This window comes from Streptomyces sp. NPDC046939, from assembly GCF_040644575.1.
Lineage (GTDB): Bacteria > Actinomycetota > Actinomycetes > Streptomycetales > Streptomycetaceae > Streptomyces.
This window is the reverse complement of the sequence record NZ_JBEYWV010000008.1, coordinates 40,753-55,559: the sequence shown is the minus strand read 5'-3', so window position 1 is coordinate 55,559 and position 14,807 is coordinate 40,753. Positions and strand designations below refer to the sequence as shown.

At 69.8% G+C, this 14,807-nt stretch carries 11 protein-coding genes and 1 tRNA gene; 5 read left to right on the top strand and 7 right to left on the bottom strand.

Annotated features, from left to right (window positions below; genetic code table 11):
• The first annotated feature begins 34 nt into the window (after positions 1 to 34).
• The 3 genes from cobN (at position 35) to ABZ877_RS10950 (ending at position 6,618) form a co-directional block, all read left to right on the top strand.
• On the top strand, positions 35 to 3,757 hold the full coding sequence (cobN, locus tag ABZ877_RS10960; protein WP_361067790.1) for a cobaltochelatase subunit CobN: 3,723 nt from the start codon (positions 35 to 37) through the stop codon (positions 3,755 to 3,757).
• Between the two features lie 185 nt (positions 3,758 to 3,942).
• Complete coding sequence (locus tag ABZ877_RS10955; RefSeq protein WP_361067787.1) at positions 3,943 to 5,934, top strand: Ig-like domain repeat protein; 1,992 nt, start codon at positions 3,943 to 3,945, stop codon at positions 5,932 to 5,934.
• Positions 5,935 to 6,027: 93 nt separating this feature from the next.
• The gene (locus ABZ877_RS10950; protein WP_361067784.1) at positions 6,028 to 6,618 is read left to right on the top strand and encodes a Uma2 family endonuclease; all 591 of its coding nucleotides are present in this window, start codon (positions 6,028 to 6,030) and stop codon (positions 6,616 to 6,618) included.
• Positions 6,619 to 6,636: 18 nt separating this feature from the next.
• Here ABZ877_RS10950 and ABZ877_RS10945 read toward each other — a convergent pair whose 3' ends face one another.
• The 6 genes from ABZ877_RS10945 to ABZ877_RS10920 form a co-directional block, all read right to left on the bottom strand.
• Entirely contained in the window at positions 6,637 to 9,150 is a 2,514-nt protein-coding gene (locus ABZ877_RS10945; protein ID WP_361067781.1) for a polysaccharide lyase family 8 super-sandwich domain-containing protein, read from the bottom strand.
• Positions 9,151 to 9,153: 3 nt separating this feature from the next.
• The gene (locus ABZ877_RS10940; protein ID WP_361067778.1) at positions 9,154 to 10,344 is read right to left on the bottom strand and encodes a right-handed parallel beta-helix repeat-containing protein; all 1,191 of its coding nucleotides are present in this window, start codon (positions 10,342 to 10,344) and stop codon (positions 9,154 to 9,156) included.
• 228 nt (positions 10,345 to 10,572) lie between these two features.
• Complete coding sequence (cutA, locus tag ABZ877_RS10935; RefSeq protein WP_361067775.1) at positions 10,573 to 10,905, bottom strand: divalent-cation tolerance protein CutA; 333 nt, start codon at positions 10,903 to 10,905, stop codon at positions 10,573 to 10,575.
• A 66-nt stretch (positions 10,906 to 10,971) separates the two neighbouring features.
• Positions 10,972 to 11,394 (bottom strand): PIN domain nuclease, encoded by a 423-nt coding sequence (locus tag ABZ877_RS10930; RefSeq protein WP_361067772.1) that lies wholly within the window; start codon positions 11,392 to 11,394, stop codon positions 10,972 to 10,974.
• Positions 11,391 to 11,606 carry a type II toxin-antitoxin system VapB family antitoxin gene (locus ABZ877_RS10925; RefSeq protein WP_190202977.1) on the bottom strand — a complete coding sequence of 72 codons (216 nt, stop codon included), beginning with the start codon at positions 11,604 to 11,606 and terminating at the stop codon, positions 11,391 to 11,393. Before ABZ877_RS10925 ends, ABZ877_RS10930 begins: the two co-directional genes overlap by 4 nt.
• A gap of 427 nt (positions 11,607 to 12,033) precedes the next feature.
• A tRNA-Gly gene (locus tag ABZ877_RS10920) sits at positions 12,034 to 12,107 on the bottom strand.
• Positions 12,108 to 12,629: 522 nt separating this feature from the next.
• Between ABZ877_RS10920 and dcd the strand changes: the two genes are divergently transcribed.
• Both dcd and ABZ877_RS10910 read left to right on the top strand, forming a co-directional pair.
• The gene (gene dcd / locus ABZ877_RS10915) at positions 12,630 to 13,205 is read left to right on the top strand and encodes a dCTP deaminase (protein WP_361067768.1); all 576 of its coding nucleotides are present in this window, start codon (positions 12,630 to 12,632) and stop codon (positions 13,203 to 13,205) included.
• A 20-nt stretch (positions 13,206 to 13,225) separates the two neighbouring features.
• Positions 13,226 to 13,723: a phosphoribosyltransferase gene (locus tag ABZ877_RS10910; RefSeq protein WP_361068367.1), complete on the top strand. Its 498-nt coding sequence runs from the start codon at positions 13,226 to 13,228 to the stop codon at positions 13,721 to 13,723.
• Positions 13,724 to 13,796: 73 nt separating this feature from the next.
• Here the strand turns inward: ABZ877_RS10910 and ABZ877_RS10905 are convergent, their stop codons facing one another.
• On the bottom strand, positions 13,797 to 14,696 hold the full coding sequence (locus tag ABZ877_RS10905) for a Yip1 family protein (RefSeq protein WP_361067765.1): 900 nt from the start codon (positions 14,694 to 14,696) through the stop codon (positions 13,797 to 13,799).
• Between the last annotated feature and the right edge of the window lie 111 nt (positions 14,697 to 14,807).

The window sequence follows — 14,807 nt, the reverse complement described above, 5'->3', positions numbered from 1 at the left end:
GGGCGCGGACACCCCGAGGAAGGCCCGACGACGCATGCCCCAGCAGCCCCAGCAGCTCTCGCAGCCGGCTCAGCTCCTGCTCCTGTCGACGTCCGACACCGACCTGCTCAGCGCCCGCGCGGCCAACGCCGCGAGCCCTGACGAGGGTGCGGTCACCTACCGCTTCGCGAACCCCTCCCGCCTCGACGTCGACACCGAACTCCCGGCGCTGCTCGACGGCGTCGCGCTCGTCGTCGTACGTCTCCTCGGCGGGGTCCGCGCCTGGCAGGACGGCATCGACCGGCTGACCGCCGCCGGGGTCCCGCTGGTGGTGCTGAGCGGTGAGCAGGCCCCGGACGCCCAGCTCATGGCGGCGTCGACCGTCCCGGTCGGCATCGCGGCGGAGGCCCACGCCTACCTGGCGCACGGCGGCCCGGCCAACCTCGCCCAGCTCGCGCGCTTCCTCTCCGACACGGTCCTCCTGACCGGCCACGGCTTCGAACCCCCGGCCCCGGCCCCCACCTGGGGCCCGCTGGAGCGCACGCCGTCGCAGCAGGACGGCCCGACCGTCGCGGTGCTCTACTACCGCGCCCACCACATGAGCGGCAACACCGCGTTCGTCCACGCCCTGTGCGACGAGATCGAGCGCGCCGGCGCCCGCCCCCTCCCCCTCTACGTGGCCTCGCTCCGCGCCCCGGAGCCGGAGCTGATCGACGCCCTGCGCCCCGCCGACGCCATCGTCACGACGGTCCTCGCCGCGGGCGGCACCCGCCCCGCCGAGGCGAGCGCGGGCGGCGACGACGAGGCGTGGGACGCGGGCGCCCTCACCCACCTCGACGTCCCGATCCTCCAGGCCCTGTGCCTCACCTCGTCCCGCGCGGACTGGGAGGAGAACGACGAGGGCGTCTCGCCGCTCGACGCCGCGAGCCAGATCGCGGTGCCGGAGTTCGACGGCCGCCTGATCACCGTCCCGTTCTCGTTCAAGGAGATCGACGAGGACGGGCTCCCGGCGTACGTGGCCGACCCCGAGCGCGCCGCCCGCGTGGCCGGGATCGCCGTCCGCCACGCCCGCCTCCGCCACATCCCGGCGGGGGAGAAGAAGCTGGCGCTCGTCCTCTCCGCGTACCCCACCAAGCACTCCCGCATCGGCAACGCGGTCGGCCTCGACACCCCCGCCTCCGCGATCGTCCTGCTCAAGCGCCTCATCGCCGAGGGCTACGACTTCGGGGACGAGGCCGCACTCCCCGGTCTCGCCTCCGGCGACGGCGACGAGCTGATCCGCGCGCTCATCGACGCGGGCGGCCACGACCAGGACTGGCTGACCGAGGAACAGCTCGCCAAGAACCCCGTCCGCATCCCGGCCGCCGACTACAAGCGCTGGTTCGCGACGCTGCCGCAGGAGCTGCGCGAGTCCGTCGAGCGGCACTGGGGCCCGCCGCCCGGCGAGATGTTCGTCGACCGCTCCCGCAACCCGGAGGGCGACATCGTGCTCGCGGCCCTGCGCCGCGGCAACCTGCTCATCCTCATCCAGCCGCCGCGCGGCTTCGGCGAGAACCCGATCGCGATCTACCACGACCCGGACCTTCCCCCCTCGCACCACTACCTGGCCGCCTACCGCTGGATCGCGGCACCGTCCGCCGACGGCGGCTTCGGCGCCGACGCGATGATCCACCTCGGCAAGCACGGCAACCTGGAGTGGCTCCCCGGCAAGAACGCGGGCCTCTCCGCCGCCTGCGCCCCCGACGCCGCCCTCGGCGACCTCCCCCTCGTCTACCCGTTCCTGGTCAACGACCCCGGCGAGGGCACCCAGGCCAAGCGCCGCGTCCACGCCACGCTCATCGACCACCTCGTGCCGCCGATGGCCCGCGCCGACAGCTACGGCGACATCGCCCGCCTCGAACAACTCCTGGACGAGTACGCCCAGATCAGCTCGATGGACCCGGCGAAGCTGCCCGCCATCCGCGCCCAGATCTGGACCCTGATCCAGGCCGCGAAGCTCGACCACGACCTCGGCCTCGAAGACCGCCCCGACGACGACGGCTTCGACGACTTCCTCCTCCACGTCGACGGCTGGCTCTGCGAGGTCAAGGACGCCCAGATCCGCGACGGCCTCCACGTCCTCGGCCAGGCGCCCGCCGGCCCCGACCGCGTCAACCTGGTCCTGGCCATCCTCCGCGCCCGCCAGATCTGGGGCGGCACGCAAGCCCTGCCGGGCCTGCGCGAAGCACTGGGCCTGGACGAGTCGGCGGCGACCCGCACGGACGCGGACGCCGCCGAGGAAACGGCCCGCGCGCTGGTGGAGGCGATGGAGGCCGCGAACTGGGACCCGGCCCGGGTGGGTACCACCTTGGGCAATCTGCCGCCTGGGGCGGCAGGGTGGGCAAGGCGGCAGACCCCGGATGCGGAGGAAACGAGCCCCGAGGCCAGCCCCGTCCACCAGATCCTGACCTTCGCCGCCACGGAAGTGGTCCCGCGCCTCAACGCGACCACCGCCGAACTAGACAACGCCGTACGCGCCCTGGAGGGCCGCTTCGTCCCGGCAGGCCCGTCGGGCTCCCCGCTCCGCGGCCTCGTCAACGTCCTCCCGACAGGCCGCAACTTCTACTCCGTCGACCCCAAGGCCGTCCCGTCCCGCCTCGCGTGGGAGACGGGCCAGGCCCTGGCCGACTCCCTCATCGAGCGCTACAAGACGGACAACGACGGGGAGTACCCCACCTCCGTCGGCCTCTCCCTCTGGGGCACGAGCGCGATGCGCACCGCGGGCGACGACGTGGCGGAGGCACTCGCCCTGCTCGGCATCCGCCCGGTCTGGGACGACGCCTCCCGCCGCGTGACGGGCCTCGAACCCATCCCGTACGAGGAGCTGAACCGCCCCCGCATCGACGTCACCCTGCGCATCTCGGGCTTCTTCCGCGACGCGTTCCCGCACACGATCGGCCTCCTCGACGACGCGGTCCGTCTCGCCGCGTCCCTGGACGAACCGGCCGAGCACAACCACGTACGCGCCCACGCCCAGGCCGACCTCGCCGAGCACGGCGACGAACGCCGGGCCACGACCCGTATCTTCGGCTCGCGCCCGGGCACGTACGGCGCGGGCATCCTCCAGCTGATCGACTCCCGCGACTGGCGCACCGACGCGGACCTCGCCGAGGTCTACACGGTGTGGGGCGGCTACGCGTACGGCCGCGGCCTCGACGGCAAGTCGGCCCGCGCCGAGATGGAGACGGCGTACAAGCGCATCGCGGTGGCCGCGAAGAACACGGACACCCGCGAGCACGACATCGCCGACTCCGACGACTACTTCCAGTACCACGGCGGCATGGTGGCGACGGTCCGTGCCCTGCGCGGCACGGCCCCCGAGGCGTACATCGGCGACTCGACCCGCCCGGAGACGGTCCGCACCCGCACCCTCGTGGAGGAGACGTCCCGCGTCTTCCGCGCCCGCGTCGTGAACCCCAAGTGGATCGAGGCGATGCGCCGCCACGGCTACAAGGGCGCCTTCGAACTCGCCGCGACGGTCGACTACCTCTTCGGCTACGACGCCACGACCGGCGTCATCGCCGACTGGATGTACGACAAGCTCACGGAGACGTACGTCCTCGACGAGACGAACCGCCAGTTCCTCGCCGAGGCCAACCCCTGGGCCCTGCACGGCATCGCGGAACGCCTCCTGGAGGCCGAGTCCCGCGGCATGTGGGAGAAGCCGGACCCCCAGGTCCTGGAGGCGCTGCGCCAGGTCTACCTGGAGACGGAGGGCGACCTGGAGGCGGACGAGTAGTCCCCGGGTTTAACCACTGTCCGTGAACCCCCCGGGTGATCTACGATGAGCCGTCTTCCAGCCCGCGTTGACCCGTGGCTCTCCCGGTGGGGGGTTCCTCCGGTGCCCGGACGTCCGCGTGGCTCCCACTCATCAGCACCGGCGGCCCGAGACGGCCGCCGGTCCGCCCAGGGGGTACACCACCCATGCGCAGACGCGCACTCCCGACCGCGACGGCGATCGCGGTCCTCGCCGGTTCGGCGGCACTCAGCGTGGCCGTCCCGACGGCCGCCGTGGCCGACTCGGTCCACTCCCTCCGCGTCTCCACCGTGGCCGACATGGCCGTGGACGGCGTCCACAAGCGGATCTACCTCTCGGCCCCGCAGAACAACGCGGTCGTCGTCACCGACTACGCGGGCACCGAGGTCAAGCGCATCACGGGCCTCGCCGGCGTCCACGGCCTCGCCCTGTCCCCCGACTCCGGCCGCCTGTACGCGGCGGTGACGGACACCGACACCATCGCCGTGATCGACACGGCGACGAACACGAAGACCGCGTCCTACGAGCTCGGCGGCGCGGACGCCCCGGAGGACCTCGCGGTGGCCGGCTCGGCCCTGTGGTTCAGCTACGGCGCGAACGGCGACGGCGACATCGGCTCCCTCGACCCGGCTCAGGAGACGCCCCAGGCCGTCCTCGACCAGGCCGGCGACCACTCCTTCTACGGTGCGCCCGTCATCGCCGCGTCGCCGGACGGCACGGAACTCGCCGCGGGCGAGCACCACAGCAGCGGCGGTGTCGTCGCGGTCTACGACCTGTCCGGCACGACGGCGACCCAGCGCGTGGTCAAGGCGCTGGACGGCAACGGCTACGACCAGATCGCCTTCACGGCCGACGGGGCCCAGGTCGTGACGGCCAGCCGTTACCCGTACGAGCACCCGGCGTACTCGGCCACTGATCTCAGCCGGGTGCACACCTACCCGTCCGGTGACTACGGCGCGGGCGTCGCCGTCTCCTCCCGCGGCATGGTCGCCACGGGCACCTGGTCCTGGTACCACGACGACGTGCAGGTCTACCGGCCCGGCGGGACCAAGCCGATCCGCACCTACGAGTTCGGCAACACCTCCACCTCGACCGGCGGCGACACCCTGCTGGACGGGGCGATGGCCTGGTCCCCGGACGGCGCCACCATTTTCGCGGTCTCCAAGAGCGAGAACGGCAACGTCCGCCTCCACGCCTACACCGACCCCAACCGCACCATCCCCACCCTGACGGTGAACGCCCCGTCCACCGCGACCCGCGCCAAGTCCCTCAAGGTCACCGGCAAGCTCAGCTCGGGCGTGCTCCCGATCACGGCCCCGGTGAAGCTGACGGTCACCAAGACGGACCTGGCCAGCCCGAACGGCAAGACGCTCAAGACCGTCACCACCGCCGCGAACGGCACGTACTCCTTCACCGACACCCCGGCCACCGGCGGCAAGGTCACCTACAAGGTCTCCTACGCGGGTGACAAGGAGCGCCGCCCCGTCAGCAAGTCGGACGCGGTCGAGGTCTCGCGCAGCACCACCGCGCTGACCCTCAACAAGAACAAGGCCGTCTACGAGTACGGCGCCGACGTCACGTTCACCGCGCACCTCGGCACCACGTACAAGAACCGGGCGGTGAAGATCTACGCCGACCCGTACGGCTCCGACAAGCCGAAGAAGCTGGTGCGGTCCGGCAACGTCAACTCCGCGGGCAACATCTCGGTCAGGCTCGACAACCTGTCCCGCGACGTCACCCTCTCCGCGGTCTACGCCGGTGACGCCCGCTACAAGCCGCGGACGGTCACCAACACCGTCTACACCCGGGCCCGTACCTCGGTCGCCCTCTCCGGCCACTACAAGACCGGCACCATCGGCTCGAACCGCTACGCCTACTTCCACAAGAAGTCGAAGGTGTACGCGACGGAGTCGATGAACTACTACAAGGGCCGCCAGTTCCGCCTCGACATCCAGGTCTACGCCGCCGGCGCCTGGCGCTCCGGCGACAGCGAGTACATCCCGCTCGGCACGGCGGGCAAGACCAAGATCGACATGGGTGCGGTCGGCGTGGCGGGCTACAAGTTCCGCATCCGCACCGCCTACATCAACGGCTCCTCCGGCGACAACGTCAACTCGACGAAGTACAGCACCTGGAAGTACTTCTACTCGACGAACTGAGGCTCGGACACGTTCGAGTGGCGCGGTCACGGATGACGGGTGGCCCGCCGCCTACTCTGAGACTGTCGCGCTGAGCGAAGGAGGAGGTCTGTCATGGCAGCTCTGCCGGTCCCGGAGCACGAGCCCGTGAGCTCCGGGCGTCACGACTCACGGGACACCGAGAATGCCTTCACTCAGGTCAGCGCGGCAGCCCCTGCGGGGTGGCGCGTGGAGTTGATCGAAGGGGAGATCCACGTGACGCCACCGGCGAACGGTGAGCATGAAGAGTATGTGTCCGAGGTGAGCGGACAGGTCCGTGATCACCACAAGAGGTATGGGCGGTACACCGGAATCGGACTCAACGTCCCCGGTGCCTCCCAGACCGGGCACGTCATCCCGGACCTGGTCGTGGCCCCGAAGGGCACGTTCGACAACAAGGAGGAGTGGCACGATCCGTCGGCCGTGCTGATGGTCGTCGAGGTCACGTCGGACTCCACCGCCGGGAACGACCGGGTCAAGAAGGTCCGCGGATACGCGCGGGCCGGCATCCCGGTCTATCTGCTGATCGACCGTGAGGCCGGCCAGGTCACCGTCTGTGCCGCGCCCGAGGGCGACGACTACGCGACCAAGGCCCAGTACAAGATGGGCCTGACCGTGCCGTTGCCCGAGCCGCTCGGCTTCGACCTGGACACGGCGGAGTTCTGACCCCTTCGCCCAGCTCGTTCAGCTCGTTCGGCGCAGTGTCGCCGTGAAACTCCGCCCGTACGCGTGCCGCGTGCGAACTGTGACCCGGGTGCCGCCCGGCGCCCGGGTCACCCGTACTTCGTCATCCCCGGAGACTTTCCGCAGGCCGGGCCCGCGCAGAAGGACTGTGACGGTGTCCCGCCGGGTCGTCGGATCGGCGACGGCGAGGGAAACGGCCTTCCCTTCCTGACGTACGAGGACGGACGCCGGACCTCCGATGTCCAGCCCCGCTGTGTGATGGACCCCTCGCGCGAAGGTGTTCGCGGCGATCAGCCCGAGCCCCCGCTCCCGCACAGCCTGCAACCTCGGCGTATTGCAGAGCACCTCCGCGCCCCTATGGCGCCGGACGGCGGCCTCCGACGCGTTCGGCAGCAGCGCGTAGGCGAAGGCGACGGGTGGGCCCCCCGCCGGTTGCTCGACCGTCAGCGAGAACACCTGCCGGGTCACGGCCGTGTCGGGGTTGGAGGTCCGCACGACGCGCCGACTGCGCACCACGGTCTCCAGCCGGGCCTTCGGCTGTGGCCCCTCCAGGAGCACGTACCCGACGGCCGTCCCCTGGGTCGTGTTGGCCCACCGCACCCAGCGCCGCCCCTCGGCGACGCTCACCTGGTCCGTCGCGGCGGCGATCCGCGCGTCAAGGGTCGTCGTCACCGCCCGCCCCGCGCCGGGCGCGTCCCCGACCCCGGCGGCGAGCACCACGATCTCGTCGTCGAGCAGGAACCACGACTTCGTCGCCCGCGCGCTCCGGTACACGACGAAGTCGTCCGGCAGCACGCCCGCCTGTTTGTCCCGCCAGGGCACGTCATCGCCGAGCACCCACCCGACGGCCCCGTACGCGCCGAGCACGGCACCCCCGGAGTGATCCTGGGTGGCGGTCGGGAAGTAGACGTACGTGTTCTGCGACTCGCTGCTGGCGGTGAAGTGCAGCGGGTGCCCGGGGTTGTCGTAGAACAGCTTCCCGCCGTACGACTCGGGGACGCTGCCCCGCTGTTCGACGGGCGCGGTGACACCGGCGAGCCCGTACGGCGACACGGCGGTGAAGTAGTCGACGCCGTACGCCTGCGTCTGGTCCTGCCCCGACAGATACAGGTAGTGCGCCCCGTCCCCCTGGAACCAGGGCAGCAGGTTCTCCCCGCTCATGTACTCGTACTTGCTGATCCGCCGCGAGCTGCGGGCCAGCGCGAACGCGTATCCGGGCCGCCGGTGCACGGTCCGGTCCATGGCGTTGAACGCGACCGACCGCGCGGCCGGGTTGAGATCGGCGGCGGGCACGGAGGCGTCGGCGAGCAGATCGGCGTACCGGACGATGCTGAGCGGCGAGACGAACGAGGCGGGGTCGAGCGCGGCCCGAGAGGTGGCGCGCAGGTGCTTGACGTACGAGGAGAGGGCGGTAACGGTCTCCCCGTCGGCCAGCGACGCGAGATCGACGACGGCCTCGACGACGGTGGCGACATCGGCGTACCCGGTGCCGGTCCGCGAGACCGCCCGTCCCTTCACGGCCTCCATCATCCAGCCCTCGAAGATGAGCGGCGCGAACCCGTCCCGCACCCACCCGTACACCGTCGGCACCAGCTCCTCGCCGTGGGCGAACCCGGTCCCGTCGAGCAGCTTGAGCGTCTGCACGACCCGGCTGAGCAGCCCTTTCCCGTACGACCCGGTGTAGGCGACGGAGGCGTGCTGGAGGAAGGACCCGTCGGCGTAGTACCCGTCGGTGACACCGTGGCGCAGCGCGTACGGGTCGATGGTGGCGAAGACGGTGAGCTGATCGGTGAGGGCTTTGCGGATCCGCCCCTCATCCCGGACGAGGGCGCCCTGGAGGATGCGGTTGGTGGTGATGTCGGCGAGGTTGGCGCCGGTGTGGAAACGTGAGTCGAGGTCGACGTCGCCGCCCTTGCCGTTGCGCAGGTAGGCGTCCATGGAGGCGATGTAGCGAGTGACCAGCTCATCGGGGGCCCGCTCGGCGAGCAGCGCGAGCGTCTTGCTGATGTGCTGCGAGAGCCCGATCTCCCAGGTGAACCAGTTGCCGTAGTAGCCGGTGGCCTGGTCGCCGTAGAAGTGGGTGTGCAACCACTGGAGCCCGTCGAGGACGCGCCGCTGTACGCCCGTGTTCCCATACAGATCGGACGGGAGCCCGGGTGTGCGGGTGGCGAGCGCGATCTCGTACAGCTTCTGGTAACTGCTGTTGAGGTTGGCATCACTGGTGCCGAGCGGCAGCCCCCCGAACAGCTCACTGCCACTGCCACCACTGGCGGCGTCCATGGAGGCGAGGTTCACGCGGGCGACGCGCTCGACGGCGGCGAGCTTGCCCCGGACTTCCGTACGGGAGTTGGAGTCGGCGTTCCCCGCGAACACCTCGACCGTGTTGGAGATCAGCCGCGCGACCCCGGCCTCGACCTCGGCGGCGCTCGCCCACCGGGTGGGCACGGCGGCAAGCACCCCGGCGGCGCCGAGCGCATGCAGCAGACGTCGACGGCTGATCTCCGTACGCTCCATGGACTACAGAGTGACCGTCTTCCCGCCCAGTGTCACGACCAGCTTGCCGTCGGAGGCGAAGGACCACTTGAGGGCGCCGCTGTAGTTCGCGCACCGGGAACCGTTGGTCCCCGTCCAGAACTGGTTGGAACTGTCGGCGCTGCCCACGGTCTTGTCGTTGGACCCGGAGACGGAGAACCGGCAGGAGGTGTTGGACCTGAAGACGGAGGTCCCCTTGTCGAACGAGAAGTTCCGCTCGGCGTTGTCGACGCTCAGGTTGTTGGAGACGGCCATGGACCCGGGGTTGGAGTTGTAGGTGAACCCGTGGTGCCCGTTGCCGTAGGCGATGGAGCGGCGCACGACGTGGTTGACGGCGATGTCGTCCCCGCCGAGCTTGTAGCCGTTGCGGTCGCCGTTGTTGTTGACGGTGCCGTCGGAAAGAGTCCCGTTGGTGTAGGAGAGCGAGTCCTCGATGGTGACGGGCCCGATGGCCCCGGTGTCGGTCTTGGTGTACAGATCCCACCCGTCATCGATGTTGTTGTGGGAGACGGCGTACCGGAAGACGTTCCCGTTCCCGGTGGTCAGCTTGGCGGCGAACCCGTCGGCGTCCTCCCCGTCGGAGTCGGCGTTGTCGTACGACTCGGCGCTGAGGATCAGGTTATTGGCGGGCCAGGCACTCTTGGGCGTGGTGGAGGCGATCCGGCCGAGCTGGAGCCCGGTGTCGCGGTTGTAGCGGGTGACGGTCCGCTCGATGACGTTGTCGCTGCCGCCGACGTAGATCCCGTTGTCCCCGGCGTGCTGGACGACAATGCCCTTGACGTGCCAGTACGAGGCGAAGAGCTGAAGTCCGCGATTGCTGGAACTCTCGCTCTGCGCGCTGAAGTCGAGCACGGGCTTCTCGCTCTGGTAGGCGGTGAGGGTGGTCCGGGCGCCCGAACTCCCGTCGGCGGCGTCGGGAACGGTCACGGTCTGCACGTACGCGTACGTCCCGCCCCGCAGATAGATGGTGCCTCCCGCGGCGACCCGGCCGATGGCCGACGCCAGCGTGGTCGGATCGGCGAGCGTCCCGGCGGCGGAGTCCTTCCCGGCCGGGGCGACGTAGACGGTGGCCTGCGCCTGGGCGGCGGCGTGGACGGTGCCACCGGAGGCGACGGTGGCGAGGGCGCCGGCCAGCAGCGCGAGAGAGGCGACGAGAGGTCTCACGGCGGTGTTCATCGTTCGGTCTCCCTGAGGATGAGGGGCATGGGGAAGTTGGCCGGTTCGTGTGGCTGAACAGGCCGGGTCGCTTCGGCACCATGGAGCCGGGATAGAAAGCGCTCTCATTCTGGAAGGTAAGACGCTGCCATGCGCACGTCAATATTCAGGTGAGTAATCACAGGACACATACATGAACGCGGTGGCCGGTAATACGGGCCGGAACCCCTAACTCCCGAAGTCGGCCCCTCAACCTCGCCCGGGCCGCGTCTCCTCATGGACCCAAGCCGCGTATGAGGGCGCCGCGTGCATGGTGCTCACGATGGCGCAGGGCACGTCATAGGGGTGCCGCTCCTCGATCCGCCGCAGAAGCTCGGGCACGCGCTCGGCGCTGGTGTGCAGGGAGACGTGGGCTTCCCGGTCGTCCTGCACCTCGCCCTCCCACCGGTACACGGACCGGATGGACTCGGTGATGTGCCCGCAGGCGCAGAGCCGGTCGGCCACCAACTCCCGGACAAAGGCCGCCAGCCACTCGGGGTCGGGGGCGGTGACGGTGACGGTACGGATCTCGGTCTCGGTCATCCCGGTTCTTCCTCGTCCTTGTTCATGGGGACACCTTCCCCGGAACGGTCGGCGCTCGGCCCTGACTCACTTGCCGGGTTCTGGGCCGTACCACTGGAGTGCCTGGCCGGTGACGCCGGCGATGCACTCGAAGTCCCGGTCACGGTGGAGGAGGGTCAGCCCCTGCAACTCCGCCGTGGCGGCCACCACTAGGTCGACAGGTCCGGCACTGCGGTGCTGTCCGCGCTGGGTCAGCAGCTCTTGAACCTGCCAGGCGCGATCATAGGCGCGGTCGTCGACCGGTACCCATCCGAAGAGCAGGCGCATGTTCTCGAGGCCCTGGGCGCGGTCGGCGGCGGAGCGCGCGCTGTAGAAGAACTCCAGCTCGGTGACGGGGCACGTGGCGATGAGTCCGGCAGCTGCCGCCCGGTCCCATCCGTACTGCTCGGCGTCGCCGCGCAGCAGGCGGGCGAGCGCGCTGGTGTCGATCAGGAACTGCGCGGCGTTCACCGGCGGTAGTTTCCCTTGTCCTCGAAGAGGTCGAGATCGAAGGCGCCCCCTTCGGCCGCTGCCCGCAGGCGGGTGAGTGCCAGAGCGCGCCGCCGGTTCTCCAGCACCTCGCGAAGGGCGGTGTTCACCGTCTCCTTCTTGGTACTGGTGCCCAGGGCCTTGGCCACGTCCGCGACGAGTTGGTCATCAAGGTCGATCACAGTGCGGGTCATTGACGACACCTCCTGAGATATATCGCAACGCATCAATGATATACGCGGGGCCGACTTACGTGCAGCGAGAGATCGCCGAACTGCTGACGCTCCTCGGGGAGCGGTCCGCTGCCCACCGGGACCTGGCGGCGGCCATCACCCGCGCACGAGGGTGGCTTCTCGCCCAATTGACGAGCGCCTCGCCCTGGCGTCGCCGTTCCGAAGTACGCAACCGACACCGGCATCGTTGAGTTGATCCTTCATGCAGGGGGCATTCGGTGCGTCGGCCGATCACCGGAACCAGCCGTGTGCATCGACCGACACGAACCGGCCCACCGGCTCCGGCTGATGGCGTGCCGGGCCGGGTCCACCCAGGGCCGGTGAAGAGCGACACTCGGCCCGCTCCGGACAACGAATAAACCCCAGGCCACTGACCTGGGGTTCTCGATGGAGCGGGTGACGAGAATCGAACTCGCACTCTCAGCTTGGGAAGCTGATGTTCTACCACTAAACTACACCCGCGCAGTACCCCCGCCGAAGCGGTGTCGTACTGGCGGTCACTCTACCTCATACCGGGTCCCGGGCGCTCGTGCCCCGGGGCCCGGATGCGTTGGGGCGTGTGGATGTGACTGCGGGTGAAGGGAGTTGAGGCGTACGGTGTGGGGACCGCGAGAGGGTTGTCCAGGGGCGGAGTGCCGCCTGGAATGCCGTCCCTTTCATCCCGTAACGTGGCGTTTGTCGTCGGCCAGGAAACTGGCCACATGGCTCGTGGGGAAGGGACTCCGGGACTTTGATGGACTCGATGGAGCGCACCGTCGTCCGTTGTGCCGAAGGGCACGTGTTCAGCACCGCTTCGTTCCCGATGCAGAAGGCGGACCGGCTCGGTCCCGGCCGGCTCATCCGGTGCCCGCGCTGTGCTCGGCTGCGGCACGCCGTTCCCGTGGGACCCGGTGAGCGGTAGCAGGCGGTAAGCGGGCAAGCGGGCAGGCAGCGCGCGGGGCGGCCGATTGTGGCGGCTCCGCGCGCTCTGCGTATCCTCGCTACGTGCTTCTCTCAGACAAGGACATCCGCGCCGAGATCGACGCCGGGCGGGTCCGGATCGACCCCTACGACGAATCCATGGTGCAGCCGTCGAGCATCGACGTACGTCTCGACCGCTACTTCCGGGTGTTCGAGAACCACAAGTACCCGCACATCGACCCCAGCGTGGAGCAGGCGGACCTGACGCGGCTCGTGGAGCCCGAGGGCGACGAGCCGTTCATCCTGCACCCGGGTGAGTTCGTGCTGGCCTCGACGTACGAGGTGATCTCGCTCCCCGTGGACCTCGCGTCGCGCCTTGAGGGCAAGAGCTCGCTGGGGCGGCTCGGGCTCGTGACGCACTCGACCGCCGGGTTCATCGACCCGGGGTTCAGCGGTCACGTCACCCTTGAGCTGTCGAATCTGGCGACGCTTCCCATCAAGCTCTGGCCGGGCATGAAGATCGGGCAGCTGTGCATGTTCCGGCTGTCCTCGCCGACCGAGCACCCGTACGGCAGTGAGCGCTACGGGTCGCGTTACCAGGGGCAGCGCGGTCCCACCGCCTCCCGTTCCTTCCTCAACTTCCATCGGACCCAGGTGTGAGCAGCAGCGACATGAGTGATGTGAGCGGTGTGCGCGAGAACCTTACGTACGAAGCGTTCGGCGTCGCCGTGCGCGAACTCGCCCAGACCATCGCCGACGACGGCTACGAGCCCGACATCGTCCTGAGCATCGCGCGCGGCGGTGTCTTCGTCGCCGGCGGGCTCGCGTACGCCCTCGACTGCAAGAACATCCACCTGGTGAACGTCGAGTTCTACACGGGCGTGGGCACGACCCTGGAGATGCCCGTCATGCTCGCGCCCGTTCCCAACGCCATCGACTTCAGCGACAAGAAGGTGCTGATCACCGATGACGTCGCGGACACCGGGAAGACGCTGAAGCTGGTCCACGACTTCTGCCTCGACACCGTCGCCGAGGTCCGGTCGGCCGTCATCTATGAGAAGTCCCACTCGCTCGTGAAGTGCGAGTACGTGTGGAAGCGGACCGATGACTGGATCAACTTCCCGTGGAGTGTGCAGGAACCCGTCGTGAAGCGGGCCGGGCAGGTTCTCGACGCCTGACGGTCCGAGAGGCCACATAGTGAAAAGGCGGGGCCCCTCGGGCCCCGCCTTTTTCACACCCGGACCCCGGTCCTCAGAACGTGCCCAGCTTGATGATCGACAGCAGGGCGATCAGCTGGATCGCCGACGCCGCGAGCGCCCTCGGCCACGGCAGGTCGTGCGACTTGGAGACCATGGTGGTGAGCAGCGCGCCCGCGCCCAGCCACGTCACCCAGCCGAGCAGCTGGACGAAGGCCGCGTCGCCGCCGAGGAACATGCCGACGATCAGGCGGGGGGCGTCCGTGAGGGACGCGATGAGCATGGAGAGGCCGACGGTGGGCTGCCAGGCGCCGTCGCCGTTGAGCTGGCGGGCCAGGGTGTGGGTGACGACGCCGAGCACGAAGAAGCCGAGCGTGATGACGACGCCGGTGAACAGGACGTAGGGGATCGCCGAGCCGAGCGTCGCGTTGATGACGTCCTCGCGGGCGCCGTCGAAGCCGAACACCGCGAGCAGCCCGTAGAGGAACGTGACGATGAGGGCGGGGGCCCACATCGCGTAGTCGCGCATCTGGAGGTAGGTCGGGGCCGGGCGCAGGACGACGCCGCTGAGCAACTGCTTCCAGTGCAGGCGCGGTCCTACGGGGCCGGGCGCCGCCGAGCCCGCCTGGTACGTGGCGCCTTGCGTGTAGGCGTCGTCGTCGTGCACGGAGAACGCCTGGGTGTGGCCCGGGTTGTTGGCCGCGTACGGGTCGTGGCCGGCCTGCGGCGCGTACGGCTGGGCCGTCCCGGGGTCGCCGAAGTACTCCGGCTCACCGTGCCCGTTCCCGGGCCCGTACCCCTGCCCCTGCCCCTGCCCTTGTACGTGTCCGTTGCCCGACTGGGGCCATTGCTGCCCGCCCCCGTACTGGCCTCCGTACTGACCCCCGTAGTGCTGCGGGGGTCCCTGGGGCGCTTCGCGGTTGTCCCGGCCGCGTCCGTTCCTGAATCCAGCCACGCTTCGAACGTACCTGGTTTCGAGAGATGCGATGCCGGGCCCGGGGTCCGGGCCCGGCATTGCGGCTGAGCTGTGACATCCCCTAGGGAGGCCGAAGGGCCTGTCCCTTAA

Excerpts from the sequence above, each read along its gene's own strand:
- cobN (WP_361067790.1), top strand. The coding sequence starts at position 35 with ATGCCCCAGCAGCCCCAGCAGCTCTCGCAGCCGGCTCAGCTCCTGCTC.
- ABZ877_RS10955 (WP_361067787.1), top strand. The coding sequence starts at position 3,943 with ATGCGCAGACGCGCACTCCCGACCGCGACGGCGATCGCGGTCCTCGCC.
- ABZ877_RS10950 (WP_361067784.1), top strand. The coding sequence starts at position 6,028 with ATGGCAGCTCTGCCGGTCCCGGAGCACGAGCCCGTGAGCTCCGGGCGT.
- ABZ877_RS10945 (WP_361067781.1), bottom strand. The coding sequence starts at position 9,150 with ATGGAGCGTACGGAGATCAGCCGTCGACGTCTGCTGCATGCGCTCGGC.
- ABZ877_RS10940 (WP_361067778.1), bottom strand. The coding sequence starts at position 10,344 with ATGAACACCGCCGTGAGACCTCTCGTCGCCTCTCTCGCGCTGCTGGCC.
- cutA (WP_361067775.1), bottom strand. The coding sequence starts at position 10,905 with ATGACCGAGACCGAGATCCGTACCGTCACCGTCACCGCCCCCGACCCC.
- ABZ877_RS10925 (WP_190202977.1), bottom strand. The coding sequence starts at position 11,606 with ATGACCCGCACTGTGATCGACCTTGATGACCAACTCGTCGCGGACGTG.